The organism is Flavobacterium undicola (assembly GCF_009909155.2).
GTDB classification, from domain to species: Bacteria; Bacteroidota; Bacteroidia; order Flavobacteriales; family Flavobacteriaceae; genus Flavobacterium; species Flavobacterium undicola.
In genome coordinates this window covers 19,402-38,391 of record NZ_JAAAPM020000026.1, presented here as the reverse complement: position 1 = coordinate 38,391, position 18,990 = coordinate 19,402, and the positions used below count along the sequence as shown (strand labels likewise).

The window sequence follows — 18,990 nt, the reverse complement described above, 5'->3', positions numbered from 1 at the left end:
TTGTGTAATCGATTACAATTTTTTTGATTGCATTTCTGTATGTTTTCTTATTAATTATTTGATTAATAGTATGTTGCGCTTTATTTTTGAAATTTAGCGCTAATTTTTTTGCCTTTTTTCTAATGCTGTTATTTGCATTTATGGGCTTAGTGATGAATATTTAACTTTAACTATATTTTATAAACATTATTAATTATGAACCAAACAAACAAAGCTGTTGGAAACTATCGCTGGACAATATGTTCGTTATTGTTTTTTGCAACAACTATAAATTATTTAGATAGACAGGTTCTTTCTTTAACATGGAGTGATTTTATCGCGCCTGAATTTCATTGGACAAATAACGATTATGGAAATATTACCGCTCTATTTTCAATTTTTTATGCAGTTTCTTTGTTGTTTGCAGGTAAGTTTGTTGACTGGATGGATACTAAAAAAGGTTTCCTTTGGGCTATTGGAATTTGGTCTATAGGAGCTTGTTTGCATGCTTTTGCAGGAATTGCAACTTCAGGATTCATAACAGGTAACTGGTTTGTTGGTTTCGAAGGAGCTAAAGAAGCTATTCACGCTGTTAGTGATACAGCATTGGTAATTAATGTAAGTGTGACCTTGTTTATTTTTGCTCGTTTTGTTTTGGCAGTTGGAGAAGCAGGTAACTTTCCTGCGGCTATTAAAACAACAGCTGAATATTTTCCTAAAAAAGACAGAGCTTTCTCTACCAGTATTTTTAATGCAGGGGCAACTGTAGGTGCATTGGCAGCTCCAATTACTATTCCGTTTATTGCAAAATCTTTTGGATGGGAAATGGCCTTTATTATTATTGGTGCTTTAGGTTTTATATGGATGGGGTTTTGGATGTTTATGTATGATAAACCAGAAAGACATTCGAAAGTTAATGCTGCTGAATTAGAATATATTCAGCAAGATATTGTTGCTGATAGTAAATTAGTAGGTTATGTTCCAGAAACAGCTACTAAAGTAACTTTTAAAGATTGTTTTAAATACAAACAAACATGGGCTTTTGCTTTTGGTAAATTCATGACTGATGGTGTTTGGTGGTTTTTCTTATTCTGGACACCTGCTTATTTAAAATCAGTTTATGGTATGGATTCTACTGAAGCTGCTTTCCCGTTATTTATTTTATATATAATTACTTTACTTTCTATCATAGGGGGTTGGTTGCCAACTTATTTTGTGGAGAAAAAAGGAATGAATCCTTATGAAGGAAGAATGAGAGCGATGTTGATTTTTGCATTTTTTCCATTGTTAGCATTAGCTGCACAACCTTTAGGATATGTTAGTTACTGGGTACCTGTAATTATTATTGGTATTGCTGGAGCGGCTCACCAAGCTTGGTCTGCTAATATTTTTACAACAGTAGGAGATATGTTTCCTAAAAAAGCAATCGCTACCATTACAGGTATTGGTGGTTTAGCTGGAGGCTTAGGTTCTACTTTAATTAATAAAGGTTCTGGAGTATTGTTTGATTATACACGAAAAACATTGAGTACTATTAATGGTCAGCCACTTTTGGAAAAATTTCCAAAATTTGCTACCGAGCCAATTCCTGAAACTTTCTTTAAAGATTTAAAAGAAACAGGTGTTGTAGCTTTTGATGGTATAAATACAGGATATATGATTATCTTCTCTATCTGCGCTGTTTGTTACTTGACAGGTTGGATTGTAATGAAATCATTAGTGCCTAAATATGCTCCAATAACTGATTTGTAAAATCAAAAAAACAGCTCTCTTGTATTCAAGAGGGCTTTTTTCTTTTTTTTAACTTTTTGTAGTGAACTTGTTTTTTATAAAAATAGAGATAAAATAAATTAAATTAATACCTTTGTAATCGATTACATTAAAACTAAATAATTATGACAAATTATAGTTCTAGATATGCTTCTAGCCCTAAAGCAGTAAAACAATACGATACTAAACAATTAAGAGATGAATTCTTGATTGATAATTTAATGCAAGAAAATGAAATTACTTTTACTTACTCGCATTATGACAGATACATTACTGGTTCAGCTGTTCCTGTAAGTGGTGATTTAATTCTTGAAACTATTGATCCTCTAAAATCAAGTTATTTTTTAGAGCGCAGAGAAATGGGAATTATCAATGTTGGTGGAAATGGTTCTGTTGTTGTTGAAGGGAAATCATACGAACTAGGTTTTAAAGATGCTTTATACATAGGTAGCGGAAATAAAGAAGTACTATTTAAAAGTGCTGACGCTAAAAACCCGGCTAAATTTTATATTAATTCTGCTCCAGCTCATACTACTTATCCAACAGTTCAGGTAAGTTTAGCAGAAGCAAACAAATTAGAATTAGGAACTATGGAAACGGCTAATCACCGTACTGTAAACCAAATGATTATTGGAAGTGTAGTTACTACTTGTCAATTGCAAATGGGAATGACTGAATTGCGTCCAGGAAGTGTTTGGAATACTATGCCAGCTCACGTTCATGATCGTCGTATGGAAGTTTATTTTTATTTAGACATTCCAGAAAACCAAGCCGTTTGTCATTTTATGGGAGAACCACAAGAAACAAGACATATTTGGATGAACAATCATCAAGCAGTTATTTCTCCACCGTGGTCTATCCACTCTGGATCAGGAACAAGTAATTATACTTTTATCTGGGGTATGGCAGGTGAAAACCTGGATTATGGAGATATGGATGTTTGTAAAATCAATGAATTAAGATAATCACATGAATTTATTTAATTTAAAAGGAAAAAGAGCGCTTATTACTGGAGGAACTCATGGTTTAGGATTAGCTATGGCTGAAGGTTTAGCTCAAGCTGGTGCTGAACTTGTAATTACAGGAACAACACCTTCTAAAATGGAAGATGCGCTTGCTTATTACAAAAGCAAAGGATATACTGCTGCAGGATATTTATTTGATGTAACCGATGAAAAAGCGGCTGCTGAAAATGTGGAATTGATTACTAAGGAATTAGGAGCAATTGACATCTTGATTAATAATGCAGGAATTATTAAAAGAGAATTGGCTATTACAATGCCAGTAAGTGATTTTAGACAAGTAATTGAAGTAGATTTAGTAGGCCCATTTATTATGTCACAATTAGTGGCGAAACAAATGATCGAACGTCAATCAGGAAAAATCATCAATATCTGTTCTATGATGAGTGAATTAGGTAGAACAAATGTTTCTGCTTATGCTGCTGCAAAAGGAGGATTGAAAATGTTGACTCGTAACTTAGCTACTGAATGGGCTAAATACAATGTTCAGGTAAACGGAATTGGCCCTGGTTATTTTGCAACTACACAAACAGAACCGATTCGTGTGAATGGAAATCCATTTAACGAATTCATCATCAGTAGAACACCTGCTGGTCGTTGGGGAGATCCTGAGGATTTGGCTGGAGCAACTGTGTTTTTAGCTTCTGAGGCTAGTAAGTTTGTTAATGGACAAATTATTTATGTTGATGGTGGAATTTTGGCTACCATTGGTAAACCATCAAATGAAAATTAATATTTTAAGTAAATTATAATGAGCACTTTTATAAACGATAACTTTTTATTAGAAAATAAATTCGCAGAAGAATTATATCATAATTATTCTAAAAATCAACCGATTATTGATTACCATAATCACTTGAATCCTCAGTTTATTGCTGAAGATAAAATTTTCAACAACATTACTGATGTTTGGATTAAGGGAGATCACTACAAATGGCGTGCAATGCGTACTTTGGGGATCAATGAACAATTTGTTACTGGTAATGCTTCTGATAAAGATAAGTTTTTGAACTGGGCAAAAACAGTTCCTTACACTATGCGTAATCCATTGTATCACTGGACACACTTAGAGTTAGCTCGTTATTTTGATATTACTGAATTATTAAATGAGAAATCAGCTGAAAGAATTTACGAAGAAACTTCTGCTAAGGTAAATTCAGCTGAATACAGTACAAGAAACTTGTTGCGTAAAGTAAATGCTGAATTAGTTTGTACTACTGAAGATCCAATTGATAGTTTAGATTTTCACGCGCAATTATTAAAAAGCGATTTCAAAACTACAGTGAGTACTGCTTTTAGACCTGACAAAGCGATTTTAATTGCAAACGATGGTTATAACGAATACCTTGATGTTTTAGCACAAAAAGCATCAATTGAGATCAATACTTATGCTGATTTATGTGCTGCTTTGAGAAATAGAATTGAGTATTTCAATGCAAATGGTTGTCAACTTTGTGACCATGGATTAGACCAAATTTATTTTGAAAACTATACTGAAAGCGAAGTAAATGCTATTTTCAAAAAGAAAAGAGAAAACCAAGCGATCAGCAATGAAGAAGCATTAAAATTCCAAAGTGCTATCTTGGTATTCTTATGTGAAACTTACCATGAATTTGGATGGGTACAACAATTTCACTTAGGAGCTTTGAGAAATAATAATGCTCGTATGCACCGTATTTTAGGAGCTGATACAGGATGGGATTCTATTGGAGATTATCCACAGGCTCAAAAATTATCTGCTTTCTTAAATGCTTTGGATAGTAAAGATAAATTGACAAAAACTATTATTTATAACTTGAATCCAGCGGATAACGAAGTTATGGCTACTATGATTGGTAACTTTAACGACGGAAGTGTTAGAGGAAAAGTACAATTTGGTTCAGGATGGTGGTTCTTAGATCAAAAAGACGGAATGACTAAACAATTGAACGCATTGTCAAACATGAGTTTGATTAGTTGTTTTATTGGTATGTTGACGGATTCAAGAAGTTTCTTGTCTTTCCCAAGACACGAATATTTCAGACGTATTCTTTGTAACCTTTTAGGTGATGAAATCAAAAGAGGAGAGTTACCAGCTTCTGAAATGGAATGGATTGGAAAAATGGTTTCAGATATTAGCTATGGTAATGCTAAGGAATATTTTAAATTTCCAGTAAAAGGTTAAAAAAATAATTAAGTATAATTTATAAAAAATTTTCATTTGAAAAAAGTAGTCACTTTTGGAGAAATTCTACTCCGTTTATCTACGGACAGGCATTTGAGATTTGCTCAGGCAGAATCGTATAAAGCAACCTATGGTGGGGGAGAATTTAATGTAGCTGTTTCGCTTGTAAATTACGGCATGAAAGCGGAATTTGTTACTAAAGTACCTAATAATGAATTAGGGAATTGTGCTATTCACGAAATGCGCAAACTAGATGTAAATTGTCAAAATGTAATGAAAGGTGGAGAGCGTTTGGGAATTTATTTTCTTGAAACAGGAACTAGTACTCGTGCAAGTAATGTAATTTATGATAGAGCCAACAGTTCAATGTCTACTTTGAAAAAAGGAGAATTTGACTGGAAAGAAATATTAAAAGACGCTACTTGGTTTCACTGGAGCGGGATTACTCCTGCACTTTCTGAAACTGCTGCAGAAGCTTGTCTTGAAGCAATAAAAGTGGCTCACGAATTAGGCTTGACTATATCTACTGATTTGAATTACCGTTCAAAACTTTGGACCTATGGCAAACAACCTAAAGACGTAATGCCAGAAATGTTGAAATACAGTAACATTTTATTAGGCGATATTGATACGGCTAATTTCATGTTAGGTTTAGACAAAGTAGATCCTGATTATCAAAAAGAAGAAACGTTACCAGCATTGTATGATACTGTATTCAAATTGTGTCCTGAATTAAAATACATGGCAACTACTTTGCGTTATTCAGTAAGTGCTTCTCATCAACGCATTGGAGGAATCCTTTATGATGGAAAAGAAGTATTCAAAGCTGCTGTTCAAGAAGTAACTCCTGTTGTGGATAGAGTAGGTAGTGGTGATGCATTCATGGGAGGTTTAATCTATGGATTGAATGAAGAGCCTTTGGATAAACAAAGAGCATTAAACTTTGCGGTTGCTGCTTGTTGTTTAAAACATACTATTTACGGAGATTATAATTTAATTACTAAAAATGAAATTGAAAAATTACTTGACGGTGATTTTACAGGTAAAGTTTCAAGATAAAAAAAGATAAAATGGCTCAATTTACACGTATAGAAGTTGCTACTGCAATGAAAGAAACAGGGATGATTCCATTGTTTTTTAGTAAAGATCTCGAACTAAGTAAAAATGTTTTGAAAGCTTGTTATGATGGTGGTGCCCGTTTGATGGAGTTTACTGCCAGAGGAGATTTCGCTCACGAAGTTTTTGGCGAATTGACAAAATACGCTATCAAAGAATTACCGGGAATGATAATGGGAGTAGGTTCAGTAACTGATGCTGCAGCTGCTTCACTTTATATGCAAATAGGAGCTAATTTTATTGTAACTCCGGTATTAAGAGAAGATATTGCTTTAGTATGTAATCGTAGAAAAGTATTGTGGTCTCCAGGTTGTGGTACTTTAACTGAAATTGCCAGAGCTGAAGAATTAGGTTGCGAAATTGTAAAATTGTTCCCGGGAGAAATCTACGGACCACAATTTATCAAAGGAATAAAAGGACCATGTCCTTGGACAAGCATTATGCCTACGGGAGGAGTTTCTACTGAAAGAGACAATTTAAAAACTTGGTTTGATGCAGGTGTAACCTGTGTTGGAATTGGATCTCAATTAATCTCAGCAGCAGTTTTAGAAAGCAAAGATTATGCTGGATTAACTCAAAAAGTAAAAGATACTTTAGCAATTATTAGCGATTTACGTAAAAAATAAAAATTAATACAACCAATTATGTCAGAGGTAATGGAAAAATTAAACAGAAAGAATAGGGGATTAGAAAAATTGAATCCAATAAAAGTAGTACAATTTGGTGAAGGTAACTTTTTAAGAGCTTTTGTTGATTACGCTTTTCAAAGATTAAATAATGAAGTTGATTTTAATGCTGGTATTGCAATGGTTCAGCCATTGGCAGGTGGTATGGTAAACATGATTAATGATCAGGACGGTCTTTATACTTTGTTTATGAACGGAATCAAAAAAGGTGAAAAAATTCAAGACATTCAGTTAATTACTAATGTTGTAAAAGGAATCAATCCTTATACTGAATTTGCCGATTATTTAGCGTTAGCCAAAGAAGAAGAACTTCAATTTATTGTTTCAAATACTACTGAAGCTGGAATAGAATTTCTTGAAAGCGATACTCCGGATATGCAGCCACCAGCTTCATTTCCTGCAAAGTTGACTGTTTTATTACATGAGAGATTTAAACATTTTAATGGAGATGCTTCTAAAGGGTTAACTATCATTCCTTGTGAATTGATTGATTATAACTCAGAGACTCTGAAAAAAATTATTTTACAATATTGTGATTTATGGAAATTAGAGGATGCATTTAAAACTTGGGTATCTAATGCTTGTACGTATCACAGTACTTTGGTTGACAGAATTGTTCCTGGATATCCAAGAGCTGAAATTGAAGACTACAATAGCAAATTAGATTATCAAGATAATTTAATTGTTGCTGCTGAACCTTTCTTCCTTTGGGCTATTGAAGGAGGCGAAGATTTAAAACAAAAGTTACCTTTCCATAAAACAGATTTGAATGTGAAAATTGTTGACGATATCCGTCCTTTTAAAATGATAAAAGTTCGTATTCTAAACGGTGCACATACTGCAATGGTTCCTATTTCATTATTACACGGTAACAAATTAGTAATGGAAACGGTTAACGGAGATTTTACTGGACCGTTTGTAAACAACGTTATCAGTGAAATTAGCGAAACGCTTGCTATGGACAAAAATGAAATCACTGCTTATGCTGAAGAGGTAATGGATCGTTTTAAAAATCCATTTATCAAGCATGCATTGGCTGATATTGCTTTAAATTCTATCTCAAAATTCAAAGTAAGAGTTTTACCAAGTTTATTAGGATATTATAATGCAAAAGCAAAACTGCCAATTAATTTGACTTTTTCATTAGCTTGTTTAATCCAATTCTACAAAGGAACTTGGAATAACGAAGCTTTACCTGTAAAAGATTCTCCAGAGATAGTTGAAGCATTTAAAAATGCTTGGCAATTAGGTACTGTAGATTCAGTTGTAAGTTCAATTTTAGCTAACAACGAATTCTGGGGTGAAGATTTAACTAAAGTTGACGGACTTTCTCAAGCTTTAGTGCTTGCTTTAAATGAAATTGATGCCAATGGTGTAGAGCAAGGGTTTATCAATTTTTCTCAAAAAAATTAAAAAAAACAAAAAATCAATTAAGATGCAAAAGAAATTAATAAAGGTAGATCCTTCTGATAATGTAGCTGTAGCTTTAGTAAACCTAGTTGCTGGAGAAACTATTGCATTTGAAGGAGAAGACGTTTTAGTATTATCGGATACTAAAATGAAGCATAAGATTGCGATGAAAGATTTTGAAGCTGGAGACAAAATCTATATGTACGGTGTAATCGTTGGAAAAGCAAGCCAGAAAATTGCTAAAGGTGATGTTATTACTACTGAAAATGTTAAGCACGAGAGTGCTAAGGTTACTGGAAAAACAGAAACTATTGGTTGGGATGTTCCTAATGTTGATAAATGGAAAGATAAAACTTTCATGGGGTATCATAGAGAGGATGGACAAGTTGGAACAGAGAATGTTTGGTTGTTCTTTCCATTAGTATTTTGTGAAAACAGAAATATCGAAATCCTAAAAGGAATTTTTGAAAAAGAATTAAAGAAACCAAAAGAAACTGATTATCAATTGTTATTACGTTCTTTGGTCAATTCTGAAACAGGTGCTGACGATGCAGTTGCAAAATCTACAGAAGTAGATTTGTTCGAAAATATTGAAGTAAAATTTATCCAGCATCAGGGTGGTTGTGGAGGAATTCGTCAGGATTCACACTCTTTGGCTAAACTTTTGGCTGGTTATGTAAATAACCCTAACGTTGCCGGAGCTACTGTTTTGAGTTTAGGTTGTCAAAACTTACAAATCTCAATTTTCCAGGATGCTATGAAGGAAATTAATCCAGACTATAATAAGCCAGTTTTGATTTACGACCAACAACAAATTGGTACAATTGAAGAAATGTTAAGTACTGTAGTAAAAGATTCTTTTGCTGCTATTAAAGAGGCTAATAAAATTGAAAGAAAACCTGCTCCATTATCTAAATTAAGAATTGGTTTAGAGTGTGGTGGTTCTGATGGATTCTCTGGAATTTCTGCAAACCCAACATTAGGAGTGTTGTCTGATAAATTGGTTGCACTTGGAGGAACTACTATTCTTTCTGAATTCCCTGAATTATGTGGTGTGGAACAAGAATTAGTGAATCGTTGTGTAGATGATAAAGACGGACAACGTTTCTTAGACTTAATGAAATGGTATGAGAAAACAGTTGTTGATGCAGGTTCAGGATTTGATATGAATCCTTCTCCGGGTAATATCAAAGACGGTTTAATTACTGATGCTATGAAATCAGCAGGTGCTTCTAAAAAAGGAGGAACTTCACCAATCGTAGGTGTTTATGATTATGGAGAATATATCAACGAACCAGGTTTTACATTGTTATGTACTCCAGGAAATGACGTTGAATGTACTACTGCAATGGTAGGTTCGGGAGCGAATATGGTATTGTTTACAACAGGTTTAGGAACTCCAACAGGAAATCCAATTGCGCCAGTTGTAAAAGTATCTTCTAACACTCAATTGGCTCAAAAAATGTCTGATATTATCGATTTTAATACTGGTGGAATTATTACAGGTGAAAAATCGATTGAAGAAATGGCTGACGAAATGCTGGAATTTATTATTAAAGTAGCTAGTGGTGATGTAAAAACTAAGGCTGCAATTTTAAATCAAAATGACTTCATTCCTTGGAAAAGAGGAGTATCGCTATAAAGATTGTTTTTAGATTTTGTTTTTAGTTAAAAAGGGAGGTGTTTATTTAATGCCTCCCTTTTTTTATCTCTAAGTTATGATTCTGGTTGAAGACTGTCGTATAAGTAATTTGGGTAGTAAAACGACTTTGCTTTCAGATTTCTTATTGTTTATCTTATCTAAAAATACTTGGGCGGCCATTTTTCCCATTTCTAATGGCGACTGATCAATAGTAGAAATAGATAATTCCATGAATTTGGTAAAAGGTTCGTTTCCAAAACCAAAAACACAAAAATCTTCTGGGATTTTAATGCCGCGTTCTTTTAGTTTTTGGATGGCTCCTAAAGCCGCAAAATCACTGGTGGAAAAAATAGCATTTGGAGGATTTTCTAACGTTAATAATTTTTCAACCGCATCTCTTCCTTCTACAACATTACTTTTTATGCTAATTATATAATCTTCGTTTATTGGAATGTTATTGTCTAATAAGGCTTGTTCGTACCCTCTGTATCGGTCTTCGTAGATTTCTAACGAACGATCTCCTGAGAAGTAAGCTATTTTTTCACAGCCTTGTTCAATAAGATGTTGCGTAGTCTGGTAAGATGCCAGATAATCATCAATAGTAACCGAACTTACATTCTTCATTTCTTTTTTTCTGTCAAAAAATATTAAAGGAATGTTTTTTTGAATAACACGTTCTATGTAGTGATTGTTTTCTTTTGGAAGATTAGAGATGGACATAAAGATACCATCAACCTGAGCGTTTAATAGCGTGTTGACATTTTCAACTTCTCTGTCCTCGTCCTCATGAGTTTGGCAAATAATAACCTGGTAGCCTTCGGGATGTAAGCCTTCTTCAATACCTCTGATTACCGAAGCAAAAAAATTAGTGTTTATACGCGGTACAATAACACCAACATTATTACTTTTTCCACTTCTTAATGCCAGTGCTAATTTATTTTGCTTGTAATTCATTTTATTAGCCGTTTCAAGGACTAATTTTCGAGTGCTTTGACTTATTTTAGGGTTGTCGTTTAATGCTCTCGAAACGGTTGCAGCAGTAATATTTAGCGCTTTGGCAATGTCATAAATTGTTGTTTTTCCACTCATTATAATTAGTCTATCTCGGTAAAAATAATATTTTTTTTATAAATAATGCTATTTAGTGTTATCGATTACATTTTGTATTGTAATTCAACTTGTAAAACGCTGTTATTTAGTTATTTATCTTTTTAGTAAAGATTTAGGTATCTTTTTTTTAATAAAAATTAACTTTATAATTGTTTAATATTAAAATAAAATAGCTCTTTTTTATGCATCTCATATTTTTGTTCTATTTTTAATTGTTTAATAGAGAAAAAATATTTAGATTTGTGTAATCGATTACATGATTTTGCTTATGAATATTTTCTAAGGTTTTTAAATTTAGAAAATAGCTCACTTCAAGTTAGTTGTGACGATTGCTTTTTTAGAATTTTCAATAATATTATATAAAATACCAAATACATGAAAAATAAGTTTTATAGTTCGTTTTTGTGTTTTTCTACAGCCTTGTTTTCGGCTTTTTTTGTTAATTGTTCTGCTCAAAAAGAGATTGATGTTTTGACAAACCCTTGGAAAGTAAAACAGCAAATCGAGAAAGCTGTAGTGATTCCTGTTTTTGCAAATAAAACTTATAGTATTGTTGATTATGGAGCAAAGAGCGGTGGGGCAATTAATAATTCAGAGGCTTTCAAAAAAGCAATTGAAGCTTGTTCTAAAAATGGAGGAGGAAAAGTAGTTGTTCCAATGGGTAAGTTTTTAACTGGACCAATTCATTTGGATAATAATGTGAATCTTCATTTAGAAGATGGGGCTGAAATTTTGTTTAGTACTAAATCTTCTGATTATCCATTAGTAAGAACTTCTTTTGAAGGAACAGAGTTGATGAATCATTCGCCACTAATTTATGCTTACAATAAAAAAAATATAGCCATAACAGGTAAGGGAATTTTGAACGGTCAGGCCGATAATGAAAATTGGTGGTACTGGTGTGGTGCTAAACAATATGGTTGGGTAGCAGGGAAAGGTAATCAAAGTGATCCTAAAAACCGTATTCGTTTAGTTGATTCGGCTGAAAAAGCTGTTCCAGTTGAAGAAAGAGTTTATGGAGAAGGTTCTTTTTTAAGACCAAGTTTTGTTGAGTTTTTTGGCTGTACTGATGCGTTAATCAAAGATGTGAAAATTGTAAATGCTCCGTTTTGGGTTATCCATCCAATGAAATCTACTAATGTAACTGTTGATGGTGTCACTGTTGAAAGTCATGGTCCCAATAATGACGGTTGCGATCCTGAATATTCTAAAAACGTAATTATTAAAAATTGTTCTTTTAATACCGGAGATGATTGTATTGCGATAAAAGCTGGAAAAGATGCCGATGGAAGAAGAGTGGCAATGAAGAGCGAAAATATTATTGTTCAGGATTGTAAAATGCTTGATGGCCATGGTGGAGTTGTAATAGGTAGTGAAATGACTGGTGGTGTGAAAAATGTTTTTGTTGAAAATTGTGTGATGGATAGTCCTAATTTAGATAGAGCAATTAGAATAAAATCAAATTCCAGAAGAGGTGGACTAGTTGAAAATGTTTTTGTTAGGAATTTAGAGGTTGGACAAGTAAGGGAATGTGTTTTGATACTGGATATGTTCTATAATGTGTATGGTAATCAAACGGGGTCTTTTATACCACAGGTTAAAAACATATTTCTTGAAAATATAAATGTTAAAAATGCTGGTAAATTCGGAGTTTTAGCTAAAGGTTATAAAGAGTTGCCTATAGAAAATGTGGTGCTTAAAAATGTAAAAATTGACAAAGCAGCTTCGCCGTATTCTGTTGAAAATGTAAAAAATCTACAGTTTATAAATACTTTTATCAACGGGAAAAAAGTAGAAAGTCCTAAAGAATTATAGAAGCCAAAGTAATTTTTGTTCTTTAATTAGGCAGAATTAAAAGAATTGAGTGTTCACGATAAATATAGTATTATGAAAAAACTTTCTTTGTTTGTGTATTCTGGTTTAGGAATATTTTCCATTTGTTTTTTGTTTTTATGTTGCAAACCAATTGAGAAATCAAAGATTTCTAAAGTAAATCAGAAAGAGCAATTAATTTCGGATAAGCTAAAATGGTCAGAAAGAATGGCATTATCCATTATGAAACGACATCCTAAGGCCTGGCAGATTGATAATCATGAAGCTCCTAAATGGGATTATAAAATTGGCATGATTTTGACTGCGTATGAAAAACTATATGTTAAAACCGCTAATCAAAAATATTTCGATTATATAAAAGAATATGCAGATGCATTGATTGATGATTCCGGGGCTTTTCAAAATTTTAATCCTCAGGATCATAATATAGATTTCATCAATGCGGGGAAAATACTTTTTGGTTTGTATGATAAAACGAAGGAGCAGAGGTATTTTACAGCCTTAAAAACATTGAGAAGACAATTTGACGATTATCCAAGAACTCCATCAGGTGGGTTTTGGCATAAAAAAATATATCCTAATCAAATGTGGTTGGACGGTTTGTATATGGGAGAGCCATTTTATGCCCGATACACGGCTGAATTTGAAAAAGGTGATAAATTAAATGATGTAGCCCATCAGTTTGAATTGCTTCATGATCATGCAATGGATAAAAAAACAGGATTGCTTTTCCATGCCTGGGATGAAAGTAAAAAAATGCCTTGGGCAAATAAGGAAACAGGAACCGCTCCTCATATTTGGTTGAGAGCTTTGGGTTGGTACGGAATGGCATTGGTAGATGCGTTGGATTATTTTCCTAAAGATCACCCTAAACGAAAAGAATTAGTTGGCTATTTGAATGAATTAGCTGTAGGAGTCAGTAAATATCAGGATGCTTCGGGCTTATGGTATCAGGTGCCAAATTTACAAACTGGAAAAGGGAATTATTTGGAGGCATCAGGCTCATCCATGTTAGTATATGCTATTGCAAAAGGAGTACATAAAGGCTATTTGCCTGCTAATTTTAAAAAAGTGGCCACTAAAGGTTTTGACGGTTTAATAAAGAAACTGATAAAAGTGGATGCAGATGGAGAAATACACATCACTCAAGTTTGTGCCAGTGCCGGACTAGGAGGGAATCCGTATAGAGATGGATCTTATGAATATTATATGAGTGAAAAAATTAAAGTAGATAATTCTCATGGATTAGGAGCTTTTCTTTTAGCAGCTATAGAACTAGATAAATAATAATAATTAATTAAAAATATAACAAGATGAAATTAATGAAAGCAAACCAATTTTTATTTACGTTTATTTTAATAGGCGCATTAGGATTTACAAGTTGTAAATCACAGCCAAGTGCAACTTCGACTAAAAAAGAATTGACTTTTACAAAGTTGAAATGGTCTGAAAGAATGGCTGGGACGTTAATGATGCGTCATCCACAAGCATTCCAAATTGACGATAGAACAACTGCAAAATGGGATTATGTACACGGTTTGGTATTGAGTTCTATCGAAGAATTGTACAAAAAAACTAAAGATCAAAAATATTACAATTATGTAAAAGGCTATGCCGATGCTTTGATTGATGAAAATGGTAAGATCGCAACCTATGAGGAAGATAAATACAATATTGATATGGTTGTAGCAACCAATATCTTATTTGATATTTATGAAAAAACTAAGGAGAAAAAATATTTGGTTGCGATGCAAACCATCAGAAAACAGTTAGATAGCCAGCCAAGAACTCCAAGTGGTGGATTTTGGCATAAAAAAATCTATCCTAACCAAATGTGGTTAGACGGATTGTATATGGGACAACCTTTCTACGCTGAGTATACTGCGAAGTTTGAAAATGGAAAAAAATTAGACGATGTTGCTAAACAATTTGAATTGATTCAGGCGAATGATAAAGACCCTAGAACAGGATTATTGTACCATGCTTGGGACGAAAGTAAAATGATGCCTTGGGCTGATAAAGTAACAGGGAAATCACCTAATTTCTGGTCTCGTGCTTTAGGTTGGTATGCTATGGCTTTAGTTGATGTGTTGGATAATTTTCCAAAAGACCATCCTAAACAAAAAGAATTAGTAGGTTATTTGAATGACTTAGCTGTGGCTTTAGAAAAAGTACAGGATAAAAAAACAGGATTGTGGTATCAGGTAACCGATATGGGAGGTAGAGAAGGAAACTATCTGGAGTCTTCAGGTTCTTCAATGTTTGCTTATGCTTTAGCAAAAGGAGTAAACAAAGGGTATTTACCAGCAAAATTTAAAAAAGTAGCTAATCATGCTTTTGACGGATTAACGACTAAGTTAATAAAAGTAGATGCTGATGGTGGAATTACATTGACTCAAGCTTGTCAAGTGGCAGGTTTAGGTGGAACTCCATACCGTGATGGTTCTTATGAATATTATGTAAATGAAAAAAAGAAAGACAATGATCCTAAAGCAACAGGGCCATTTATCTTAGCTGCTATTGAATTAAACAGATAATAGTTTTTCTATTTACTAATATTAACCAACCATTAACTTACCACTATGAAGTTTATAAATAATGCAGTTGCAATAGGATTAGTTTTATTGTCTAATCAGTTTGTAGTTGCGCAAAAAACAAATGAATATTCTAAAGTTTGGGTTGCCGATAATGGCGACGGAACTTATAAAAATCCAATTTTACATGCCGATTATTCTGATCCGGATGCAATTCGCGTTGGAGATGATTATTACATGACCGCTTCTTCTTTTAATTGTATTCCAGGTTTGCCAATTTTGCATTCTAAGGATATGGTGAATTGGGAGTTAGTGAATTATGCGCTTAAAAAACAGCCTCCTTTTGATGTTTTTGATACGCCACAGCATGGAAATGGGGTTTGGGCTCCGTGTATTCGTTATCATAATGATGAATTTTATATTTATTATCCTGATCCTGATTACGGAATTTATATGATTAAAACCAAGGATCCAAAAGGATTATGGTCTGACCCAATATTGATCAAAGAAGGAAAAGGACTAATTGATCCTACACCTTTATGGGATGATGATGGCAAAGCGTATTTAGGTTTCGCTTTTGCGGGAAGTCGTGCCGGAATAAAAAGTATGTTGGCTGTTTGTACGATGAATCCTGAAGGAACTTTAGCTAATGACGATGCCGTTATGGTTCTTGACGGGCATTTTGATGAAGCTACAGTTGAAGGACCGAAGTTATACAAGCGAAATGGTTATTATTACATTTTTGCACCGGCAGGTGGAGTTCCTACAGGTTGGCAAACCGTTATGCGTTCCAAAAATATTTTTGGTCCATACGAGAAAAGAAAAGTAATGGATCAGGGGAAGTCAGCTATTAATGGGCCTCATCAAGGGGCTTGGGTGGATACTCAAACAGGTGAAGATTGGTTCTTTCATTTTCAGGATAAAGGAGCTTACGGAAGAATTGTGCATTTGCAACCTATGAAATGGGTTAATGACTGGCCGGTTATTGGAGTAGATAAAGACAAGGATGGTAAAGGAGAACCCGTTTTGACTTATAAAAAACCAAATGTTGGAAAAACATATCCAATAATGACTCCGCCAGATTCGGATGAGTTCAATTCACCAAAATTGGGATTACAATGGGAATGGCATGCTAATGCTCAAGTATATTGGGGATTGCCAACAGGCATGGGGTATTACTCTATGTTTTGTCGTCCAATGCCAGAAAAAGCAGTGAATTTATTTGATGTTCCAAATATTCTATTGCAAAAATTTCCAGCTAACGAATTCACTGCCACGGCAAAAATGACATTTAATGCTCGTTTTGATGGCGAAAGTGTTGGCCTGGTAATCATGGGATTGGATTACAGTATGCTAAAAGTAAAACAGCAAAATGGAGAATTATTTATTTCTCAAACAACTTGTAAAAATGCCGATAAAAAAGCTGTTGAGTCTGAAAACAAAGGGGTTAAGTTAGCTGCAAAAACTTTTTACCTTCAGGTGAAGGTAAAAGAAGGAGGAATATGTAGTTTCTTTTATAGCTTAGATGGTAAAAAATTCGAGTCTTTAGGAGAAGATTTCAAATCTCGTGAAGGAAAATGGATTGGAGCTAAATTAGGATTCACCGCACTTCGAGAAGGAAAAATTAATGATGCAGGAAGTATAGATATTGATTGGTTTAGATTTACTAAATAAATAAACGATGAATAATTTTTTTAAAGGTATAATTACTCTTTTCTGTTGCTTTGTAGCGGGAATAAATACGCAGGCTCAAGTTCTTGATAAATCATGGAAGAGCATTACCGAAATGAAAGACGAGAATTGGTTTACTTCAAAAGAAGCTCAGGCTGTTGCCGAAAATGTGTTGTTGTACCAACGCAATATTGGCGGATGGCCAAAGAATATTCAGATACAAAAGCCACTTTCTGATGCTCAAAAGAAAGAATTGTTGGCTCTTAAAACTTCAACAGAAGGTTGTACTACCGATAACAGTGCGACTTGTCAGGAAATGCTTTTTCTTTCTAAAATCTATAAGCAACAACCCGATGAAAGCTATAAAAAAGCCTTTCTTTCAGGATTGGATTATTTGCTGAAAGCGCAATATGACAATGGAGGATGGCCGCAATTTTATCCTTTGAAAAAAGGATATTATACTCATATCACCTACAATGATGATTCTATGGTGAATATCCTGAATATCTTAAAGGAAATTAAAGATAAAACCGATTATTATTCGATAAAACCATCTGAAGAAATTGTAGCAAAAACGAAACTTGCTTTTGATAAAGGAATCGATTGTATTATAAAAAGCCAATACAAGCAAAATGGTGTTTTGACTGCTTGGTGCGCGCAACATGACGAAACAACTCTATTGCCTGCAAAAGCACGTGCTTATGAATTACCGTCATTAAGCGGGAAAGAATCTGCTAAAATCGTATTGTTGTTAATGTCAATTGAAAATCCTTCAAAAGAAATAATTACAGCAGTAAATAGTGCTGTAGATTGGTTTGAAAAAGTAAAAATAGAAGGTTTAAGAGAAGATCGTTCTTTGAATGAAAAGGGTAAGGTGAATGACAAAAAAATGGTCGCTGATGCTAATGCTCCTGCTATATGGGCTCGTTTCATGGAATTGGAAGACAATAAACCTTTTTTCTCAGATAGAGATGGGGTTAAGAAATATTCATTATCAGAAATCGGTGATGAGCGCAGAAATGGATATTCCTGGTATACCAATGAGCCTAAAGAGGTGTTGAAAGGATACGAAAAGTGGAAAAAAAAACTCTCGGCTGAACTGAAAACAACTCAAAAAGAAGAAACTAAAGCACCAAAAAATGATTACAATGTTATTGTAGCTCTTGATGGTAGTGGCGATTATAGCAGTATTCAGGCAGCTATAAATAATTCGCCTTCGTTTCCTTATCAACGGGTATTGATTACGGTTAAAAACGGCATATACCATGAAAAAGTACGAATTCCGGAATGGAATACTAAGATTTCTTTAATTGGCGAAAGCAAAGAAAAAACGATAATCACTTATGATGATTATTATGGTAAAATAAATTTGGGACGAAATAGTACCTTTTTGACTCCAACTTTATTGGTGGAAGGAAATGATTTTAAAGCCGCTAATTTGACTATTCAAAATACTGCTGGTCCAGTTGGGCAAGCAATAGCTTTGTCAGTAGTTGCCGACAGGGTGGTGGTTTCTAATTGCATTATTCTAGGAAATCAGGATACTTTGTATACTTCGGGTGAAGGATTTAAACAGTATTTCAAGGATTGCTTTATCGAAGGAACAGTGGATTTTATTTTTGGTAGTGCAACGACGGTATTTGATAATTGCACTATTCACAGCAAAAGTAATGCTTATGTAACGGCGGCTTCAACGCCTGAAAGTTCTAAATACGGTTTTGTGTTTATGAATTGCAAATTGACTGCAGATGAAAAAGCCACTGAAGTTTATCTTGGGCGACCTTGGCGTATTAACGCTAAAACGGTGTATTTGAATTGCGAAATGGGGAATCATATTAGAAAAGAAGGATGGAACAACTGGTCTAAAGCTGATGCTGAAAAAGCTTCTTTTTATGCCGAATACAATTGTTCTGGCCCAGGATTTCAAGCTGCAAACAGAGTGGCATGGTCACATCAGCTTAAAAAAACAGAAGCACAGGCATATACACTCGAGAATATTCTTGCTGACAATAACAAAAAACTAAATATTAATTGGTATTCAAATTTCAAATAA

Annotated in this window: 14 protein-coding genes; 13 read left to right on the top strand and 1 reads right to left on the bottom strand. The window is 33.8% G+C overall.

The genetic code is table 11. The annotated features are described in order from the left end of the window. Positions 1-195: 195 nt before the first annotated feature. The 8 genes from GTZ96_RS14215 to GTZ96_RS14180 all read left to right on the top strand — a co-directional run bounded on the left by GTZ96_RS14215 (position 196) and on the right by GTZ96_RS14180 (position 9,789). Positions 196-1,731, top strand: a complete 1,536-nt coding sequence (locus GTZ96_RS14215) for an MFS transporter (RefSeq protein WP_161644578.1) — start codon at positions 196-198, stop codon at positions 1,729-1,731. A gap of 143 nt (positions 1,732-1,874) precedes the next feature. Next, a complete protein-coding gene (kduI, locus tag GTZ96_RS14210; protein WP_161644577.1) occupies positions 1,875-2,714 on the top strand; it encodes a 5-dehydro-4-deoxy-D-glucuronate isomerase in 840 nt (279 codons plus the stop codon). 4 nt (positions 2,715-2,718) lie between these two features. Continuing rightward, positions 2,719-3,504, top strand: a complete 786-nt coding sequence (locus GTZ96_RS14205; RefSeq protein WP_161644576.1) for a gluconate 5-dehydrogenase — start codon at positions 2,719-2,721, stop codon at positions 3,502-3,504. An 18-nt stretch (positions 3,505-3,522) separates the two neighbouring features. After that, positions 3,523-4,935, top strand: a complete 1,413-nt coding sequence (gene uxaC / locus GTZ96_RS14200) for a glucuronate isomerase (protein ID WP_161644575.1) — start codon at positions 3,523-3,525, stop codon at positions 4,933-4,935. A 36-nt stretch (positions 4,936-4,971) separates the two neighbouring features. Next, on the top strand, positions 4,972-5,994 hold the full coding sequence (locus GTZ96_RS14195; protein WP_161644574.1) for a sugar kinase: 1,023 nt from the start codon (positions 4,972-4,974) through the stop codon (positions 5,992-5,994). A gap of 11 nt (positions 5,995-6,005) precedes the next feature. Continuing rightward, positions 6,006-6,677, top strand: coding sequence for a bifunctional 4-hydroxy-2-oxoglutarate aldolase/2-dehydro-3-deoxy-phosphogluconate aldolase (locus tag GTZ96_RS14190; protein WP_161644573.1), 672 nt, complete (start codon positions 6,006-6,008; stop codon positions 6,675-6,677). Positions 6,678-6,707: 30 nt separating this feature from the next. Then, entirely contained in the window at positions 6,708-8,150 is a 1,443-nt protein-coding gene (locus GTZ96_RS14185; protein ID WP_161644572.1) for a tagaturonate reductase, read from the top strand. Positions 8,151-8,172: 22 nt separating this feature from the next. Further along, positions 8,173-9,789 (top strand): UxaA family hydrolase, encoded by a 1,617-nt coding sequence (locus GTZ96_RS14180; protein WP_161644571.1) that lies wholly within the window; start codon positions 8,173-8,175, stop codon positions 9,787-9,789. A gap of 69 nt (positions 9,790-9,858) precedes the next feature. Here the strand turns inward: GTZ96_RS14180 and GTZ96_RS14175 are convergent, their stop codons facing one another. After that, a complete protein-coding gene (locus GTZ96_RS14175) occupies positions 9,859-10,878 on the bottom strand; it encodes a LacI family DNA-binding transcriptional regulator (protein WP_161644570.1) in 1,020 nt (339 codons plus the stop codon). Positions 10,879-11,274: 396 nt separating this feature from the next. On the opposite strand from GTZ96_RS14175, the gene GTZ96_RS14170 reads away from it, so the two are divergent. The 5 genes from GTZ96_RS14170 to pelA all read left to right on the top strand — a co-directional run bounded on the left by GTZ96_RS14170 (position 11,275) and on the right by pelA (position 18,990). After that, positions 11,275-12,714, top strand: coding sequence for a glycoside hydrolase family 28 protein (locus GTZ96_RS14170; RefSeq protein ID WP_161644569.1), 1,440 nt, complete (start codon positions 11,275-11,277; stop codon positions 12,712-12,714). Between the two features lie 72 nt (positions 12,715-12,786). After that, entirely contained in the window at positions 12,787-14,019 is a 1,233-nt protein-coding gene (locus GTZ96_RS14165; RefSeq protein ID WP_161644568.1) for a glycoside hydrolase family 88/105 protein, read from the top strand. 26 nt (positions 14,020-14,045) lie between these two features. Next, on the top strand, positions 14,046-15,269 hold the full coding sequence (locus GTZ96_RS14160; protein WP_161644567.1) for a glycoside hydrolase family 88/105 protein: 1,224 nt from the start codon (positions 14,046-14,048) through the stop codon (positions 15,267-15,269). Between the two features lie 45 nt (positions 15,270-15,314). Next, entirely contained in the window at positions 15,315-16,940 is a 1,626-nt protein-coding gene (locus GTZ96_RS14155) for a glycoside hydrolase family 43 protein (protein ID WP_161644566.1), read from the top strand. A 7-nt stretch (positions 16,941-16,947) separates the two neighbouring features. Beyond that, positions 16,948-18,990, top strand: a complete 2,043-nt coding sequence (pelA, locus tag GTZ96_RS14150; protein WP_161644565.1) for a pectate lyase — start codon at positions 16,948-16,950, stop codon at positions 18,988-18,990.

Excerpts from the sequence above, each read along its gene's own strand:
- GTZ96_RS14215 (WP_161644578.1), top strand. The coding sequence starts at position 196 with ATGAACCAAACAAACAAAGCTGTTGGAAACTATCGCTGGACAATATGT.
- kduI (WP_161644577.1), top strand. The coding sequence starts at position 1,875 with ATGACAAATTATAGTTCTAGATATGCTTCTAGCCCTAAAGCAGTAAAA.
- GTZ96_RS14205 (WP_161644576.1), top strand. The coding sequence starts at position 2,719 with ATGAATTTATTTAATTTAAAAGGAAAAAGAGCGCTTATTACTGGAGGA.
- uxaC (WP_161644575.1), top strand. The coding sequence starts at position 3,523 with ATGAGCACTTTTATAAACGATAACTTTTTATTAGAAAATAAATTCGCA.
- GTZ96_RS14190 (WP_161644573.1), top strand. The coding sequence starts at position 6,006 with ATGGCTCAATTTACACGTATAGAAGTTGCTACTGCAATGAAAGAAACA.
- GTZ96_RS14185 (WP_161644572.1), top strand. The coding sequence starts at position 6,708 with ATGGAAAAATTAAACAGAAAGAATAGGGGATTAGAAAAATTGAATCCA.
- GTZ96_RS14180 (WP_161644571.1), top strand. The coding sequence starts at position 8,173 with ATGCAAAAGAAATTAATAAAGGTAGATCCTTCTGATAATGTAGCTGTA.
- GTZ96_RS14175 (WP_161644570.1), bottom strand. The coding sequence starts at position 10,878 with ATGAGTGGAAAAACAACAATTTATGACATTGCCAAAGCGCTAAATATT.
- GTZ96_RS14170 (WP_161644569.1), top strand. The coding sequence starts at position 11,275 with ATGAAAAATAAGTTTTATAGTTCGTTTTTGTGTTTTTCTACAGCCTTG.
- GTZ96_RS14165 (WP_161644568.1), top strand. The coding sequence starts at position 12,787 with ATGAAAAAACTTTCTTTGTTTGTGTATTCTGGTTTAGGAATATTTTCC.
- GTZ96_RS14160 (WP_161644567.1), top strand. The coding sequence starts at position 14,046 with ATGAAATTAATGAAAGCAAACCAATTTTTATTTACGTTTATTTTAATA.
- GTZ96_RS14155 (WP_161644566.1), top strand. The coding sequence starts at position 15,315 with ATGAAGTTTATAAATAATGCAGTTGCAATAGGATTAGTTTTATTGTCT.
- pelA (WP_161644565.1), top strand. The coding sequence starts at position 16,948 with ATGAATAATTTTTTTAAAGGTATAATTACTCTTTTCTGTTGCTTTGTA.